The organism is Bacillus sp. 5B6 (assembly GCF_000259405.1).
In the GTDB taxonomy this organism is placed as follows: domain Bacteria; phylum Bacillota; class Bacilli; order Bacillales; family Bacillaceae; genus Bacillus; species Bacillus velezensis.
In genome coordinates, this window is record NZ_AJST01000001.1 from 2016457 (window position 1) to 2032376 (window position 15920).

The 15920-nt window shown below is 46.2% G+C and carries 19 protein-coding genes; 1 reads left to right on the top strand and 18 read right to left on the bottom strand.

Translation table 11 applies throughout. The features are described from left to right. Positions 1–7: 7 nt before the first annotated feature. The 17 genes from aroH to MY7_RS09465 form a co-directional block, all read right to left on the bottom strand. A complete protein-coding gene (aroH, locus tag MY7_RS09385) occupies positions 8–391 on the bottom strand; it encodes a chorismate mutase (RefSeq protein ID WP_003153463.1) in 384 nt (127 codons plus the stop codon). Continuing rightward, the gene (aroB, locus tag MY7_RS09390; protein WP_007612241.1) at positions 388–1476 is read right to left on the bottom strand and encodes a 3-dehydroquinate synthase; all 1089 of its coding nucleotides are present in this window, start codon (positions 1474–1476) and stop codon (positions 388–390) included. The genes aroH and aroB overlap by 4 nt, the downstream gene beginning before the upstream one ends. After that, entirely contained in the window at positions 1476–2648 is a 1173-nt protein-coding gene (gene aroC, locus MY7_RS09395) for a chorismate synthase (protein WP_007612242.1), read from the bottom strand. The genes aroB and aroC overlap by 1 nt, the downstream gene beginning before the upstream one ends. Before the next feature lie 71 nt (positions 2649–2719). After that, complete coding sequence (locus MY7_RS09400) at positions 2720–3490, bottom strand: protein-glutamate O-methyltransferase (protein ID WP_029326127.1); 771 nt, start codon at positions 3488–3490, stop codon at positions 2720–2722. A gap of 189 nt (positions 3491–3679) precedes the next feature. Then, complete coding sequence (gene ndk, locus MY7_RS09405; protein ID WP_007409456.1) at positions 3680–4126, bottom strand: nucleoside-diphosphate kinase; 447 nt, start codon at positions 4124–4126, stop codon at positions 3680–3682. Positions 4127–4246: 120 nt separating this feature from the next. Beyond that, a complete protein-coding gene (gene hepT, locus MY7_RS09410) occupies positions 4247–5209 on the bottom strand; it encodes a heptaprenyl diphosphate synthase component II (RefSeq protein WP_003153454.1) in 963 nt (320 codons plus the stop codon). Positions 5210–5237: 28 nt separating this feature from the next. Then, positions 5238–5939 carry a demethylmenaquinone methyltransferase gene (gene menG, locus MY7_RS09415; protein WP_003153453.1) on the bottom strand — a complete coding sequence of 234 codons (702 nt, stop codon included), beginning with the start codon at positions 5937–5939 and terminating at the stop codon, positions 5238–5240. Positions 5940–5944: 5 nt separating this feature from the next. Beyond that, on the bottom strand, positions 5945–6700 hold the full coding sequence (hepS, locus tag MY7_RS09420) for a heptaprenyl diphosphate synthase component 1 (protein ID WP_029326126.1): 756 nt from the start codon (positions 6698–6700) through the stop codon (positions 5945–5947). Between the two features lie 156 nt (positions 6701–6856). Beyond that, positions 6857–7084 (bottom strand): trp RNA-binding attenuation protein MtrB, encoded by a 228-nt coding sequence (gene mtrB, locus MY7_RS09425; protein ID WP_003153449.1) that lies wholly within the window; start codon positions 7082–7084, stop codon positions 6857–6859. 20 nt (positions 7085–7104) lie between these two features. Next, positions 7105–7677, bottom strand: a complete 573-nt coding sequence (gene folE, locus MY7_RS09430; RefSeq protein WP_003153448.1) for a GTP cyclohydrolase I FolE — start codon at positions 7675–7677, stop codon at positions 7105–7107. 186 nt (positions 7678–7863) lie between these two features. Then, positions 7864–8142 (bottom strand): non-specific DNA-binding protein Hbs, encoded by a 279-nt coding sequence (hbs, locus tag MY7_RS09435; protein WP_003153447.1) that lies wholly within the window; start codon positions 8140–8142, stop codon positions 7864–7866. Positions 8143–8516: 374 nt separating this feature from the next. Further along, complete coding sequence (gene spoIVA / locus MY7_RS09440) at positions 8517–9995, bottom strand: stage IV sporulation protein A (RefSeq protein ID WP_007409454.1); 1479 nt, start codon at positions 9993–9995, stop codon at positions 8517–8519. Positions 9996–10181: 186 nt separating this feature from the next. Then, positions 10182–10916, bottom strand: a complete 735-nt coding sequence (locus MY7_RS09445; protein ID WP_007612249.1) for a hypothetical protein — start codon at positions 10914–10916, stop codon at positions 10182–10184. Between the two features lie 19 nt (positions 10917–10935). Further along, positions 10936–11139, bottom strand: a complete 204-nt coding sequence (locus MY7_RS09450; RefSeq protein ID WP_003153435.1) for a DUF2768 domain-containing protein — start codon at positions 11137–11139, stop codon at positions 10936–10938. A 318-nt stretch (positions 11140–11457) separates the two neighbouring features. Continuing rightward, positions 11458–12495, bottom strand: coding sequence for an NAD(P)H-dependent glycerol-3-phosphate dehydrogenase (locus MY7_RS09455; protein WP_003153434.1), 1038 nt, complete (start codon positions 12493–12495; stop codon positions 11458–11460). A 17-nt stretch (positions 12496–12512) separates the two neighbouring features. Beyond that, positions 12513–13823: a ribosome biogenesis GTPase Der gene (gene der / locus MY7_RS09460; RefSeq protein WP_003153433.1), complete on the bottom strand. Its 1311-nt coding sequence runs from the start codon at positions 13821–13823 to the stop codon at positions 12513–12515. 192 nt (positions 13824–14015) lie between these two features. Continuing rightward, positions 14016–14618: a YphA family membrane protein gene (locus MY7_RS09465; RefSeq protein ID WP_012117870.1), complete on the bottom strand. Its 603-nt coding sequence runs from the start codon at positions 14616–14618 to the stop codon at positions 14016–14018. Positions 14619–14693: 75 nt separating this feature from the next. Here MY7_RS09465 and MY7_RS19205 point away from each other — a divergent pair, with 75 nt between their 5' ends. Next, a complete protein-coding gene (locus tag MY7_RS19205; protein ID WP_003153429.1) occupies positions 14694–14825 on the top strand; it encodes a YpzI family protein in 132 nt (43 codons plus the stop codon). A 34-nt stretch (positions 14826–14859) separates the two neighbouring features. On the opposite strand, the gene fni is transcribed toward MY7_RS19205, so the two are convergent. Then, on the bottom strand, positions 14860–15909 hold the full coding sequence (fni, locus tag MY7_RS09470) for a type 2 isopentenyl-diphosphate Delta-isomerase (protein WP_007612251.1): 1050 nt from the start codon (positions 15907–15909) through the stop codon (positions 14860–14862). Positions 15910–15920: the final 11 nt, after the last annotated feature.

Consider the following 15920-nt stretch of genomic DNA (forward strand, 5'->3'; position numbering starts at 1 on the left):
TATCGTATTACATGTCAGTATTTTTTGTCAATGATAAATCCGGCCTTAACACAACGGCTTTTTCTAAATAGACATGCTTGATTTCATCCTGAGGCGTATCCGTCTGAACCGTCATCAGGACACGGATACACTTTTGCAGAGCGCCGGTGACATCCATTTCCTGCATGCACGTCACCGGGACGTACTGCCACCCGGAAAGGCGGCGGACCGCTTTTGCCGGAAATACGGAATGGATATCAGGCGTGGCGGATAACAGGATCTGTACAACGTCTTCCGGCTTGCATCCATTTTGTTCAATGATTTTTTCAAGCAGCTGCTGTGTTTTTTCTAAAATTTCTTGTTCGGTGTCTTGTTCCACCGTTGTTGCTCCGCGAATGCCGCGTATCATCATGCTGTTTCCTCCATTCGCCATTTGTTCAGCAAATTTTCGAGCTCATCTTTTGAAAGCATGCAGTCCCGCGCTTCGCCTAATTCTTTTAACACGATGAACTGTGTCATGCCTCCGCGTGTTTTTTTATCATTCATCATCCGGGCGGAGAGAACCGGCGTTTCAATATCTTGTCTGATGCTTCCCGGGTAGCCGAGCCCAATCAGCCATTGTGTGAGTTCTTTCCTGTTCATCTTGCAACCCGCAATCTGTTCACTCACGTAAAGGGCAAACTGCATGCCGAGGGCGACCGCATCTCCATGTGTAATCCGGCCGTAGCCGTATTCCGCCTCAACGGCATGGCCGAGCGTATGGCCGAAATTCAGAAAAGCTCTTATCCCCTCTTCCTTTTCGTCCTCACGCACGACGGCCGATTTGATTGAAATTCCTTTATAAATCATTTCATTCAGCTCAGCGCTTGTCAGTCCTTGCAACGTGTCAAACGTGAGAAGTTTTTCTAAAAAAGCATGATCGGCAATAAATGCGTGTTTGATCACTTCAGCCATACCCGATCTCAGCTCTTGTTCCGGCAGGGTTTTCAGTAGCTCCGTATCGTAAATCACCGCTTTCGGCTGATAAAACGCGCCGATTAAGTTCTTTCCGAGTTTATGGTTGACGGCCACCTTGCCGCCGACCGCGCTGTCATGGGCAAGCAGTGTCGTCGGCATTTGAATGAAATCAATTCCGCGCATAAAAGTTGCTGCGCAAAAGCCGGCCAAATCACCCGTCACGCCGCCTCCGAAGGCGATCATACATGAGGAGCGGTCCATATGGAAAGCGATCGCTTCCGTTTGAATCCGTTCATACTCTTTTAGAGACTTCGCTTCTTCTCCGCTTGGAACGATCACTTTTTTCACGGGCCATGTTTCGTTTAAAAGCCGGAACATCTCATCACCGTAAAGCCGGTCAACTTCAGCATCGATGATGAGAAGGATCTTTGTCAGCGGCCTGTTCAGTGAAGACAAAAGGGCAGCGGCCTGTTTCCTTATGCCTTCACCGATATATACGGGATATGCGGAGGAAGCTGTCCGAACCTCAAGCTCTTTCATCAGAATTCCCTCGATAATTTTTTCATGTTTTCAACATTTTCTTTAATGCGGTCCATCTGGTCAAGCCCGAATTGTTCGACGACGGCATTTGCGATTTCCCAGGCCACTGCTGCTTCAGCCACTACGCTTGCTGCCGGAACCGCGCAGCTGTCTGAACGTTCAATGCTCGCTGTAAACGGTTCTTTCGTTTCAATGTCGACGCTTTTCAGCGGCTTGTACAAAGTAGGGATCGGTTTCATAACGCCGCGGACGACAATCGGCATTCCCGTCGTCATACCGCCTTCTAATCCTCCGAGCCTGTTTGTGGCGCGTGTATAGCCTTTCTCTTCATCCCATACGATTTCATCATGAACTTCACTGCCGTTTTTGCCGGCCGCTTCAAAACCGATGCCGAACTCTACGCCTTTAAACGCGTTAATCGACAGAACGGCAGCAGCGAGCTTGCTGTCCAGCTTACGGTCATAGTGGACATAGCTTCCGACACCGACCGGCATGCCTTCGACGATCACTTCAACGATTCCGCCGATCGAGTCGCCGTTTGCCTTCGCTTCATCAATGGCTGCCATCATTTGACGGCCTGCTTCTTCATCGTAGCATCTGACCGGTGATTCTTCCGTTACCCGTTTGAGATCCTCAATGGATGTGTAATCGGTTTTCTCTGCTTTTACGCTGCCGATTTGCAGGACATGCCCGGCGACTTTAATGCCAAGCTCCGCTAAAATCTTTTTAGCGACGGCTCCGGCAGCCACGCGAACCGTTGTCTCACGCGCGGAAGATCGTTCTAACACATTTCTCATATCACGGTGATTATACTTAATAGCACCGTTCAAATCTGCGTGTCCGGGTCTCGGTCTTGAAATCTGGCGTTTCATTTCACTTTCTTCTTCTTCTGTAATCGGTGCGGCGCCCATGATTTTTGTCCAGTGAGTCCAATCTTTATTTTCTACAACGAGCGCGATGGGTGAACCGAGTGTCCGGGCATGCCGCACGCCGCTTGTGATCTTCGCTCTGTCCGTTTCAATCTGCATGCGGCGTCCGCGGCCGTGCCCTTTTTGACGTCTGGCAAGCTCAAAATTAATGTCTTCTTCAGTTATATTAAGCCCCGCAGGCACACCTTCTATAATTGTCGTCAGCTGCGGACCGTGTGATTCTCCGGCTGTTAAGTATCTCATTTCTTTCTTCTCCCTTCATCGCATTAACGCTTTTAAGTAAAACTATACCACAAGTTTTCATTAAATGTCTTCTATCTTTTTTGATAAAAAAATGTATCAGTGCTCTCAAGGCCGAATTTTTCCGGGCTGAAAATTTGTTCTGTACTGCCGACAAACAGAATTCCGTCCTTTTTCAGACTGCCCGCCATTTTCACATACAGCTCTTCTTTTGCTTTTTCAGTAAAATAAATAAAGACGTTGCGGCAGACGATCAGATCAAAATCCTGTTCATAGCTGTCGGCAAGCAGGTTGTGCCGCTTAAACCGGATGTTGTTCTGAATCTCTTGTTTTACTTGATAACTGTTGTCAGCCTGCTTGGTGAAATAACGGCTTTTCACGGAAGCCGGCACCTCTTGCAGCGAGCGTTCCTGATAGATGCCCCGCTTGGCTTTGCTTAGCGCCTTTTCATCAATATCTGTCGCCAATATATCAAATCCGGCCAGTCCCGTCTGCTGATTGAGAATCATAGCCAAAGTATAAGGCTCCTCTCCCGTTGAACAGGCCGCACTCCATATTTTTAACGGTTTGTTATGCTTTATTAACGGAAGAATTGAAGTTTCAAGAACTTCCCACCGTTTATAATTTCGGTAAAATTCAGAAACATTGATCGTCATTCTGTCCAATGTTTCGTTTAATAAAAGCTTGTCCTCTTCCAAAGCGGCGGCAAATTCCTGAAAATCTCTGAACCCCTTCTTTTCATAAAGGGACGTCAGCCGCCTTTTCATCTGTGCTTCTTTGTATAAAGATAAATCAACGCCGGTTATTTGTTTCCACTTGGTGATAAAAATTTCGTAAGGCTCCATTGCTTCTCTCCCAATCTCGCTGTCTTTTGTCCTAGTATAGCCTGTTTTCTTTCTAATTTGTACGATTTCAATAAAAAAATCAGCCCGCAGGCTGATTTGTGAGAAACGAAAAGACAGGGCAACGCAGCCTCTGTCTTTTTTAAATGATGTAAACCTTTTCATAATACGAGAAAAAGAAAGGCTGACGGTTTAGTACACCCAGTCGGCCATTAATTTTTGATACGGTACAAGCTCTTCCTGTTTAAAGAAAATGTGAATTTCCCTCTCAGCGCTTTCTAAGGAGTCTGAACCGTGAATGATATTTTTGCCGACAAACATGCCGTAGTCACCGCGGATTGTGCCGGGCAGTGCATCTTTCGGGTTCGTTTTTCCGATCAGCTGTCTTGTGATCTCTACTACATTTTCCCCTTCCCATACCATTGCAAATACGGGTCCTGATGTAATGAATTCCACAAGCTCGCCGAAAAACGGCTTCCCTTTATGTTCAGCATAATGGTTTTCAGCCATCTGTTCTGAAACTTGCATTAGCTTGGCTCCTGCCAATTGTAAGCCCTTACGCTCAAATCTGGATAAAATCTCTCCGATCAGCTGGCGCTGTACGCCGTCCGGTTTTACCATGATAAAAGTTTTTTCCATAAGATTCTCCACCCCATCATTATGTATAGGCTTTCAAGTTGCACACCGAAATCGTAACATCTTTCTGACAATTAATCAATCCAGGGCGGAGAATGTTCACATCTTGTTCGTAAAAGGAATTTAAAATTTCCGTTTGCCGATATATTTGGCGATGGCGGCCAATGATGAGCGCGCACGTCCTCTCGGCAGTGTATTCAGTTTTTCAAACGCTTTTTTTAAGTACCTGTCACTGACGGCCATTGATTTTTCAATCGCGTCTGTGCGTTTAATATTTTCAATAATGGGGGCGAGCTGCTCCTGTGTTGTTTCACTGTTAATTAATTTCAGCTGATTTTTCAATTCAGGCTGACGTAGCGCGTACAAAACGGGCAGAGTGACATTTCCTTGCAGCAGATCCCCTCCGACCGGTTTTCCCAGTTCCTCTTCCGTTGAAGTGAAATCAAGAATGTCGTCAATAATCTGATAGGACATGCCCACGTAATAACCGAACCAATATAATGCTTTGTGAATCTTCTCATCAGCTCCCGAAGCGATGGCGCCGAGCTGACAGCTGACGGCAATGAGAAGAGCCGTTTTCCGTTTGATGCGGCGCAAATAGGTTCTGAGGTTTTGCTCCATATTGTATTTATCTCTGATCTGTTCAATTTCTCCGAGGCATACTTCTACGATGGTTTTGGACAGGATCCGGTGGGCTTTCGGCTCATCTAATCTCGTCATCATCTCAAGTGAGCCCGCAAGCATATAATCACCGGTATACATGGCGATGCGGTTGTCCCACTTGGCTTTGATGGTCGGTTTTCCCCTCCGCAGCTCGGCGTCATCAATGACGTCGTCATGCACGAGGGACGCCATATGAATCATTTCCAGCGTCACCGCAACATATTTTATTTTATTAATGTCATAGTCGCCGAACATGCCGGAAAGCAATACGAAAACAGGGCGGATCCGCTTGCCGCCCGCCTGGAGCAGGTGGAGCCCGGCTTCACTCAGCAAGGGATAGTCTGACCGCACCGTTTGCTCAAGCTCCCTTTCGATCACATCAATATCGTCATTTAAAAAAGAATAGGCCATTTTAAATTTCATATCATTCACCCAAACATCTGTATATTCATCATTTCCAACCGATATGCGTAGCGGCCACTCCGCCGGTAAACGAATGGTATTTGACATTCGTCAGGCCCGCTTCTTCAAACAGACGCGCAAGTTCTTTCATACCGGGAAATTCTCTTGCCGATTCTTGAAGCCAAGAATATTCTTTATAGCTCTTCGCAAACATTTTTCCGAAGAAAGGCATGATGTATTTAAAATAAAGAAAATATGCCTGTCTGAATCCGAACATTTCCGGCTGGGATGTTTCCAGACATACGACCTGCCCGCCCGGTTTGACGACCCGCCGCATTTCTTTCAGCACGGTCAGATAGTCGGGAACGTTTCGCAGCCCGAAGCCGATGGTGACAAAATCAAAAGAATCATCAGCGAAAGGAAGCTCCATCGCATTTCCGTGCAAAAGCTCAATTTGGCTGTAACCGCCCTCTTTCACTTTTTTCTCACCGATGCTCAGCATATTTTTGCTGAAATCCAGTCCTTTGATTTCGCCGCTTTTTCCGGCCGCTTCTGCGAGGGCAATCGTCCAGTCAGCCGTTCCGCAGCAGACATCAAGCGCTTTTGCGCCTTCTTTTACATTCATGATCTGCATCGTTTTATCGCGCCACTTTTTATGCTGCTGAAAACTGATAACAGAGTTCATTTGGTCATAATTTTTATAGATTTTTTCAAACACGCCGTGTACGCGCTGTTCTTTTGACTCCTGCATGTTGATTACCCTTCTTCCACTTTCTGATGATATGTTTTGTCCTGGCTGATCGCTTTAAGCCGGTTCAGCATGAGGTTTTGGATTGGTGAATTGAGCGGCAGCAGCGTTTCAATGCTTTGCTTTGCCTTTCGGAAGCCATCTTCCATTATGTCAGCCTTTGATTTCCCTGACTTTACAATATTGCCGATGACATCGAGAAATATAGCATTGCCGTTCATCAGCCGCTTATATACAAAAAAATCACTCGCCAGCTCTTTCCAGCGCGGAAGATTAAAGTGGTCTGACACTCTGTGAAACAGGGCCGCTTCCACAATCGCCATGCTTTCGATCAATTGATTCAAGTCATTGACAGACCGATCGTACAGACGGATTTTATGCTCATTGATTTCTTTAATTGCCGTAGCGAGCGTCCGAATCATATAGATATCCTTCATTTCAGATAACAGCGAATAATACAGTCCGCTGAAATAGTCGCCGGCAAGCACGGTGAGCTGCCGGTTTTTATTTTCGTCTCGCTTTAACGCTCTGGCTGTTGTCACTTCATCGTGGGTATCAAGGGCGCTTTGGACAAGCATCGCAGTTACTATGTAATTTTCTCTGTCGTTGTTCTTAATGTCCGCCTCTTCAAACAAAGCGTGAAAAAGAAGAAGCTTATCCTCATCGATTTTAGGCGCAGAAATATGTTTCGCTAAATAAGGATGAGACAGCTTTTGTTTTAATTTCGTATTTAGATTCGCTAAAGTTCCGTAGATGTCTTGCAAAAATATCACCCTTGTCCCCAAATTCACATTTATTCTAATATGTATGAGATTTACTCGTCATTATTATACGCAGGTATCATTATAGCATAAAAAAAAGAAATTGGCTGTATTCTCCCGCCGTTTGCGGGCATTTGGCAAAAGCGGGAAACAGCCGGCTTATTTTTTTTCGCTGTTCATTTCTCCGTAAGCGGTCTGGATGAGGGCGTTGCCTCTCACTTTGATGGCAGAGGTATGCTCAGTAAACTGAGCGATAATCACTTCGCCTTTGTCCAGTTTTTCGGAATGGTGAAATTTCGTATCCGTTCCTCTCGTTAAACCGATGACGTTCACGCCGTCCTCGACCGCTTTAATGACGACAAAATCACTTGAATGCTTTGAATTCATATCTGCACCCTCTATCATTATTAATCCGCACGTTTAATATGTTCTAACACTTCGGAACGCGCCGCTGCGTCATCTTTAAAAATACCTCTTACAGCTGAAGTCACTGTTTTTGCGCCCGGCTTTCTTACGCCCCTCATCGTCATGCACATATGCTCAGCTTCGACGACAACCATGACGCCGTGGGGATCTAAGGTCTCTACGATGCTTTCTGCAATCGTTGAAGTGATGCGCTCCTGCAGCTGCGGGCGTTTTGAGACGGCTTCCACCGCCCGCGCCAATTTACTCAGGCCCGTCACTTTGCCGCCGCGCGGAATGTAGGCAATATGCGCTTTTCCGTAAAAAGGAACAAGGTGATGTTCACACATGGAATGAAACGCGATATCTTTTACAAGAACAAGCTCCTCATGGTCTTCTCCGAAAACGGTTTTAAAGTGTTCTTTCGGGTCTTCATTTAATCCCGAGAATACTTCCGCGTACATTTTTGCCACGCGTTTCGGCGTATCTAAAAGCCCTTCCCGGTCCGGGTCTTCTCCAATCGCCTCTAAAATCTGGCGAACCGCCTGTTCAATCTGTTCTTTATTAACTTCTTTCATTGTCTGTGTCCTCCACCATTGAATACATTTAATTTCGATTCTAGCACATTTGCCGCGCCAAAAGCAAAACGAAAGTCCTGCCCGGTGACCGAGGCTGCTTAAATATGAAAAGCCCCTTTATCAAGGGGCTTTTCTGTGAAGAAACAAAGTGTATGTATCAGATGCATACACGATCTATATTCACAATTATTTTCCTGCAACAGCGTCTTTAAGAGCTTTACCTGGTTTGAAAGCAGGTACCTTGCTTGCAGGGATTTCGATTTCTTCACCTGTTTGCGGGTTACGTCCTTTACGTGCAGAGCGCTCGCGCACCTCAAAGTTACCGAAACCGATCAGTTGGATTTTATCACCGTTTTTAAGTGCATCTAAAATCGTATCAAAAACAGAATCAACTGCTTTTGTAGCGTCTTTTTTAGACAATTCGCTTGCTTCAGCAACCGCATTGATTAGTTCTGTCTTGTTCATGCCTTTCACCTCCTCCCAAAAGGGTATCAAATCAGCAGTTTATTATCATTTCTTCACAGTTCAGCCTGATTCTAAACCTGTCTGATAAAAAATCAAAGCAGGGAAGAACAGACAAGTAAACGGCTTTTCAAAAGAAAACAGACACTTTGAGGAATGTTTGTCCAACAAAGTGAAGATTTTCTGTATGTAGAGTAACACATATAAAAAGCCATATCAAGCATTTTAAAGCCTCAATCCCTTGCTCGTCAAGGTTTTCACGTGTTTTACCGAACAAATATTCCTTTTTTTGCTTTTTTCCTCCTAATCCTTGATTGATTTCCAGTATCTAAAAAGAATAAAAAAAGACCCCCCGTTTCAGGAAGAGGTCCTTCAGCTTACAAAATAATGGCGATCAGGCCGCCTGAGCCTTCGTTAATAATTCTCTCCAGCGTTTCTTTCAGTTTATATCTCGCATTTTCCGGCATGAGTGACAGTTTTGCGGAGATTCCTTCTCTTACGATAGAGCTCAATGATCTGCCGAAAATATCGGAGTTCCAGATAGAAAGCGGATCATCTTCAAAGTCCTGCATTAAGTAGCGGACAAGCTCTTCACTTTGTTTTTCCGTCCCGATGATCGGCGCGAATTCACTTTCCACATCCACTTTGATCATATGAATGGACGGAGCGACCGCTTTGAGCCTTACTCCGAACCTTGATCCCTGTCTGATGATTTCCGGTTCATCAAGGCTCATATCGGCTAAGGCCGGGGCGGCAATGCCGTAGCCGGTCTGTTTCACCATTTTCAGCGCATCTGATACCTGATCATATTCTTTTTTCGCGTGGGCGAAGTCCTGCATTAATTCAAGCAGGTGGTCTTTCCCGCGGATTTCAACACCGACAACTTCTTTTAAAATCTGGTCATATAAATGATCCGGCGCATACAAATCAATTTCTGCGACACCCTGGCCAAGTTCGATTCCGGCCAGACCGGCGCTTTCAATAAACTCAAATTCACTGAAGTGGCCGACAACCCGGTCGACATCGCGCAGGCGTTTAATATCTTTTACGGTTTCTTTCACTGATTCCTGGTAGCTCTCTCTGAGCCAGTGATTTTCTTTCAGCACCATGACCCAGCTCGGAAGGTTGACATTGACTTCCAGCACAGGGAACTCGTAAAGCGCTTCTCTGAGGACGCTTAACACATCTGTTTCCCGCATGCTTTCAACACTCATGGCCAGGACGGGAATATCATATTTCGCGCTTAATTCAGCTCTGAGCGCTTCTGTTTCCGGGTGGTACGGTTTTACCGAGTTGATGACCATAATAAACGGTTTGCCGACTTCCTTCAGCTCGTCGATGACTCTTTCTTCCGCTTCCACGTAATCGCCCCGCGCAATATCGCCGATTGAGCCGTCTGTCGTAATGACGACCCCGATTGTGGAGTGTTCCTGGATGACTTTTCTCGTACCGATTTCCGCTGCCTCATGAAAGGGAATCGGTTCTTCGTACCAAGGTGTATTGATCATTCTCGGGCCGTTTTCATCCTCATATCCCTTCGCCCCGGGAACCGTATATCCCACACAATCCACAAGACGGATGTTGACATCAAGTCCTTCCGCGACATGAACGGACATGGCTTGATTCGGGACAAATTTTGGTTCTGTGGTCATTATCGTTTTTCCTGCTGCGCTTTGCGGAAGCTCATCCTGCGCCCGCGCTCGATCGGCCTCATTGCTGATATTCGGGAGCACCACGAGCTCCATAAATTTTTTAATGAATGTAGATTTCCCTGTACGGACAGCGCCAACGACTCCTAAGTATATATCGCCCCCTGTTCGTTCAGCGATATCCTTGAAAATATCGACCTTTTCCAAGTGATCCCCTCCCGGACTTCCTATCCTTATCATTTTTCATTCACCATTCTCCAATCAAATACAGGACACTATATGTGTATGACGTTGTCCTATTTCAATATGACATCTTTAGAAAATTTTCAGGCAGTCTTTTCTATCAAAATCAAAAAAAACCTTTCTCCCTATTTGTATGCGCGGGAAAAAGGTTCATTCCTGTTTCGTTTGACTTTCTAAAAAAACGGGTTCCTGTTTTTCATTTACGGTGTATGTGACTGAAAAGGCCGGGACGAAAGGAGTCTCTTTCCATAAAATATCTTGAATTTCCGCGCCCGGTTTGATTTTCTTTTTGTTTTCCTTCAGGCAGCGGGCGAGATCGACGCGATAGTCGGCATAGATTTCTCCGTCAGCGCCGATTAAAAGCGGCAGAGACGTGCCTGAAACCGGACTTTTGACTGAAGGAGAGTCCTTCATGCCGAGCTTTTTTTTATTTAAAGTGAACAGCCCTTTTGAAACGGCGTCCTCATAGGGAGGATATGTATGCTTTTCCTGATACATTTTGACACGCAGCTTCATGTCGCGGATTGCTTCCGCCATTTGGAGATCGACCAGCTTGACGGTCGGCTTATGTTCCACATCAACAAGCACGTATTGGTACATTCCTCCGCTTTCATAAGCTGAGGCCGGCGGCTCCTCTATGTATCTGGGCGCGAGCCGCTTAAAATCTATCGGATATTTTTGATAGAGCGGTGTTTTCATATCTTTTGTCTGAATCGGCAGAAGTCCGCCGTTCGCCTTTTTAAATTCATCCACTGCCGCTTGCACCTGCTGAAGCTGATGTTTGTAAGATACTTTATTTTCAGTTTTTTTTGCTTCAGGGTACAGACAGCCGGACAGCAGAAGCACCGCCATTGCCGTTATGACGGCCATTTTTAACTTATGCATTCCGCGCCCCCTTTTTGCTTTATTCATTGACAGGCCCGCTGAAAACGACCATTAACACGATCAATCCCGAGATGACCATGCAGGCATAAGCGAGTGAAGAAACCGCTGCTTTTATCAGTTTGTTTTTCACTTTGTACCTGCTGACATAAATAGAGGCCACTGCAACAAACATTAATCCCATAGCACCAAGCGCAAACCACATTTTCATCAATGCCACACTCATGTTCGTGCCCCCCGTCCCATCATTGTAAGCGTTATATTTCATTTTAATATACAAATGTTGAAAAGATCAACAGGTTTTCCATCTATTGAAAAAACAAAAAAACTGAAGCAAAGAGGGGGACTTTGCTTCAGTCAAGTTGACTATATTCACCTGTACGTCTGAGATACACTCTCTTGGACTTCGATGCTATAGTATGCGTAGATGCGTACGTCTGCATCCTCTTCTGCCTAAATCAGCAAATGTTTTAAGCGATTTCAGCCGGAGAGTTCTGCGTTTTGGACTTTCGTCACTTCAGAATATGCTGACGGCATGGTATTGTCACTTCACCCGGTTTTCGAATGTGTTGACCAAGTCTTCCATCTCATGGGTTTTCACTCTGGCCATTAAGGATTCTACGGCTGTTTCTACCTTCTGCCCGTTAAATAATACTTGGTGAAGCGCCTCTGTGATCGGCATTTTCACTTGGTATTTTTGAGACAGCTGATACGCAGCTTTCGTCGTCCGCACGCCTTCAACAACCATCCCCATCTTATCCAGGACAGCTTCCAGCTTATATCCTTTGCCGAGCAGGTTGCCGGCGCGCCAGTTTCGGGAATGAACGCTTGTACACGTCACGATTAAATCGCCTACGCCGGTCAGGCCGGAAAAGGTGAGCGGATTTCCGCCCATCTTTGTGCCGAGTCTGGCAATTTCAGCAAGACCTCGGGTGATTAAGGCCGCTTTTGCATTATCTCCATATCCCAATCCGTCTGTAATCCCCGCTGCAAGAGCGATGATATTCTTTAACGCTCCCCCTATTTCAACACCGATCATATCCGGATTGGTATAGACGCGAAAATGCTGGTTCATGAATAAATCCTGAACCGCTTCTGCAGCCTTGATATTTTTTGAAGATGATGTAACAGTCGTCGGGTGTCTTAATCCGACTTCCTCAGCGTGGCTCGGCCCTGAAAGCACGACGATGTCTTTTCTGTACTCCTCAGGCAGCTCCTCTTCCATTAATTCTGAAATGCGGAGAAGCGAATCCGGCTCAATTCCCTTGCTGACATGAACAAAAATCGATTGTTTCGGGATGTACGGCAGAGCCTTTTTCAGCACTTCCCGAATGGCTTTTGTCGGGACTGCCACAATGATGAAGTCAGCTCCTTTTAAAGCCTCGCTTAAATCAGCTGTACCGATGATAGAACTTGATAGCTCCACCCCCGGCAGATAATCTTTGTTTTCATGCAGTTCGTTGATTTGATCGATCAATTCGGCACGATGTCCCCACATCATGACTTGATGTCCGTTATCAGCCAGCACTAAAGAAAGTGCAGTGCCCCAGCTTCCCGCTCCAAGCATTGCCACTTTTTTCATCTCTGTATCACACCTTTTTATTTTCTTGCTCTTGCAAATATTTTAATTGGCGTACCTTCAAATCCGAAAGCGTCCCGGATTCGGTTTTCTAAAAAGCGTTCATAAGAAAAATGCATCAGCTCCGGATCGTTGACAAAAACAACGAAGCTCGGCGGCTTAACAGCGACTTGAGTCGCATAGTAAATTTTCAGACGGGAGCCGTTGTGCGTCGGAGTCGGATTCATGGCGACCGCATCCATGATGACATCATTTAAGACATTTGTCTGCACGCGGAGAGAGTGGTTTTCACTCGCTTTAATAATCGCAGGCATGAGTGTATGAATCCGCTTTGTCGTCAGTGCCGACATAAACAGCACCGGCGCATAATCGAGAAATTGGAAATGTTCCCGAATATTCTGTTCAAATTCTTTCATCGTGCGCTCGTCTTTATCAACAGCATCCCATTTGTTTACGATAATGACGACGGCTTTCCCGGCTTCATGGGCGTATCCGGCGATCCGCTTGTCCTGCTCAAGGATGCCTTCTTCTGCATTCAGCACAACGCCGACGACGTCTGAGCGGTCAATGGCTTTTAACGCCCGCAGCACACTGTATTTTTCTGTTGTTTCATATACTTTACCCTTTTTTCTCATTCCCGCCGTGTCAACGATTACAAATTCCTGCTGATTGTAGGTGAACGCCGTATCCACTGCGTCTCTAGTCGTTCCGGCTACGTTGCTCACGATAACCCGCTCTTCGCCGAGCATCGCATTGACAAGGGATGATTTTCCGACATTCGGGCGGCCGATCAGGCAGAATTGAACGACATCATCACTGTACTTCGTCTCCGGAATGTTTTTAAAATGCTCAGCACAAGCATCGAGCAAATCTCCCAATCCTAAGCCGTGTGTGCCCGAAATCGGATACGGTTCTCCAAAGCCGAGCGCATAAAAGTCATAGATGTTCGCTCTCATTTCGGTATTATCTAATTTATTAACGGCTAATACGACCGGTTTTTTCGTCCGGTACAGTATTTTTGCCACCTCTTCATCCGCAGACGTCACACCTTCGCGGCCGTTCACCATAAAGATGATCACATCAGCCTCGTCCATGGCGATTTCAGCCTGCTGGCGGATCTGTGTCAGAAACGGTTCGTCTCCGATATCAATTCCGCCCGTATCAATCAGGTTAAAATCATAATTCAGCCATTCCGCCGAACTGTATATCCGGTCCCGCGTCACTCCGGGGGTATCTTCTACTATTGAAATTCTTTCACCCGCAATCCGGTTAAAGATTGTGGATTTTCCCACATTCGGTCTTCCGACAATGGCTACGACAGGTTTACCCATAGTACCCTTCCTTTCAATCCAGCCGCTTACATTTTCACAAAAAATTGTTCAACCGGTTATTAAAAATCATCTTCGCTATGAAAAGAACCCTTCAAACAGAAGGGCTTAACTCATTTATTATATCAGTTTTCACTGAGATCACAATGTATTCTTCAAAATGTTTCGCATTCATGTAACAGTCTCCGTCTGTTTTCAAGACATTTTTGTCGCTCCTTTGCCCTGCTTTTTGCTTTTTTGGCTGATGCGCGCCGCAAGCTGTTCATATGTAGTCAGCCCGACGAGAAGAATCACTCCCGCCGAACAGCCTGAAAGCCATTTATAATCCCCGACGGCTGCCGCACCCGCAATATTACGGATGACCGCAGCATACAATAGCTCCCCCTGGCACATGCCGAGAACAAAAAGACAAAGCCTCTCAGGGAACCGCCCCTCAACGGAAAGCGTAATAACGGTAAGCAGTATAACCGCCGCCCATTCAGGTTTTATGATAAACCAAACAGGGTCATATAATGCAAAAAGAAAAATAAAGCCGTACGCCGCAGCCGCCGTCAGATGAATCACAATATTACGGAGCCGTTTATGCATGCCGAGGCTTCCCGCATAAACAAATGCCGCAGCAAAAAACATGACATATGCCGCATTCAGCGTAAAATAAGCCGTAATCTGATGTATGCTTGCCATCATATTAGTCAAAATAAAGACTGATACGTAAAAACGGCTTTTTGTTTTAGCAAAAATAAAAGTCGCAAGTATCCATAAAAACCACATTGACCAGTAATAATAAAACGGTTCCATAATCGCTCCTCCTCTGATCAGTATGGAGCGGGAACACATTTTTTAAACCAATATACCTGAAAGGAGCGGATAAGGATGGGAAAAGACAGACAGGAGAAAAAACTGAAAGCCTCCCGCCGGGTGGAATCTGATCGCGATGATTCGATTCACCATAAAGGAGCGACAAGCCTTGAGCAAAACGGGGAATTCCGAAAAAGAAAATCGTAAAAAACAGAAAAAGGCATGCGGGTCCGCATGCCTTTTAACGTCTGCTGAAACGGGACGTGTCAATTCCCCGTTCAGAAAGCCAGTGATGTGTGTCACCTTTTATGACCAAAGGCGCCTTTTGCAATTGGGAAACCGATTGGCATCCGAGGGCGGTCATAATCATTTTCAGCTCTTGCAAAAGCGCCGTCATCTCGTCAAACAGGCCCTCTTCTCCTTTAGAGGTGAGAGCTTTCAGGAAAGTGCCCGCCATTCCCGCGCTGGAAGCGCCGAGAGCAATCGATTTGGCGACATCCAGGGCACTTTGCAGCCCGCCGGATGCGATAATTGATTGATCAGCGGAGAGCGAATGGATTTCCGCTAAGCTTGCGGCAGTGGAAATTCCCCACGTATTAAAAAATTGAAGCGCCTTCTCTCTGCGCATATTTTCAATCTTAGAGAAATTCGTACCTCCGTATCCGCCGGCATCAACTGCTGCTGCGCCAGCATCAAATAACTGCCGTGCCGATTCCCTGCTCATTCCGAAGCCGACTTCTTTGACAAAAACGGGCACTCCCGCTTCCGCCGCAATCCGCTCAATACGGCCGAGAGCGCCAGTAAAGCTTCTGTCACCCTCTGGCATGACGATCTCCTGAATCACATTTAAATGTATCTGGAGGGCATCTGCTTGAATCATATCAACTGCCCTTTTCGCCTGCTCGGCATCCGCCTCGCTGCCTAAATTGGCAAATATCAGCCCGTCCGGATTCTCTTTTCTGACGATCTCGTAAGAACACCGTTCGGAGGGATCTTTTAAAGCTGACATTTGCGAACCGACAGCCAGCGGCATGCCGGCTTTGCGCGCGGCTCTTGCCAGCGATCTGTTAATTTCGTATGTAAGCTGTCCGCCGCCGCCTGTCATCGCATTGATAAAAATCGGCGAACTGCTTGTGAGTCCGCCGATTTTCGTTGATATATCCACTTTTTCCAATGCTAGGTTCGGTAGGCTGACATGAACAAACGTAATATCATCAAGCCCCGTTTCCCGGTTTTGGCCGGTAGACAGCGCATGATTTATATGTTCTCTTTTTCGTTCTGCTCGTGTCACGTTTTATCACC

What these genes read in the sequence shown, in the direction of transcription:
- aroH (WP_003153463.1), bottom strand. Translation starts at nt 391, where the DNA reads ATGATGATACGCGGCATTCGCGGAGCAACAACGGTGGAACAAGACACC.
- aroB (WP_007612241.1), bottom strand. Translation starts at nt 1,476, where the DNA reads ATGAAAGAGCTTGAGGTTCGGACAGCTTCCTCCGCATATCCCGTATAT.
- aroC (WP_007612242.1), bottom strand. Translation starts at nt 2,648, where the DNA reads ATGAGATACTTAACAGCCGGAGAATCACACGGTCCGCAGCTGACGACA.
- MY7_RS09400 (WP_029326127.1), bottom strand. Translation starts at nt 3,490, where the DNA reads ATGGAGCCTTACGAAATTTTTATCACCAAGTGGAAACAAATAACCGGC.
- ndk (WP_007409456.1), bottom strand. Translation starts at nt 4,126, where the DNA reads ATGGAAAAAACTTTTATCATGGTAAAACCGGACGGCGTACAGCGCCAG.
- hepT (WP_003153454.1), bottom strand. Translation starts at nt 5,209, where the DNA reads ATGAAATTTAAAATGGCCTATTCTTTTTTAAATGACGATATTGATGTG.
- menG (WP_003153453.1), bottom strand. Translation starts at nt 5,939, where the DNA reads ATGCAGGAGTCAAAAGAACAGCGCGTACACGGCGTGTTTGAAAAAATC.
- mtrB (WP_003153449.1), bottom strand. Translation starts at nt 7,084, where the DNA reads ATGAATTCAAAGCATTCAAGTGATTTTGTCGTCATTAAAGCGGTCGAG.
- folE (WP_003153448.1), bottom strand. Translation starts at nt 7,677, where the DNA reads ATGAAAGAAGTTAATAAAGAACAGATTGAACAGGCGGTTCGCCAGATT.
- hbs (WP_003153447.1), bottom strand. Translation starts at nt 8,142, where the DNA reads ATGAACAAGACAGAACTAATCAATGCGGTTGCTGAAGCAAGCGAATTG.
- MY7_RS09445 (WP_007612249.1), bottom strand. Translation starts at nt 10,916, where the DNA reads ATGCATAAGTTAAAAATGGCCGTCATAACGGCAATGGCGGTGCTTCTG.
- MY7_RS09450 (WP_003153435.1), bottom strand. Translation starts at nt 11,139, where the DNA reads ATGAGTGTGGCATTGATGAAAATGTGGTTTGCGCTTGGTGCTATGGGA.
- MY7_RS09455 (WP_003153434.1), bottom strand. Translation starts at nt 12,495, where the DNA reads ATGAAAAAAGTGGCAATGCTTGGAGCGGGAAGCTGGGGCACTGCACTT.
- der (WP_003153433.1), bottom strand. Translation starts at nt 13,823, where the DNA reads ATGGGTAAACCTGTCGTAGCCATTGTCGGAAGACCGAATGTGGGAAAA.
- MY7_RS09465 (WP_012117870.1), bottom strand. Translation starts at nt 14,618, where the DNA reads ATGGAACCGTTTTATTATTACTGGTCAATGTGGTTTTTATGGATACTT.
- MY7_RS19205 (WP_003153429.1), top strand. Translation starts at nt 14,694, where the DNA reads ATGGGAAAAGACAGACAGGAGAAAAAACTGAAAGCCTCCCGCCGGGTG.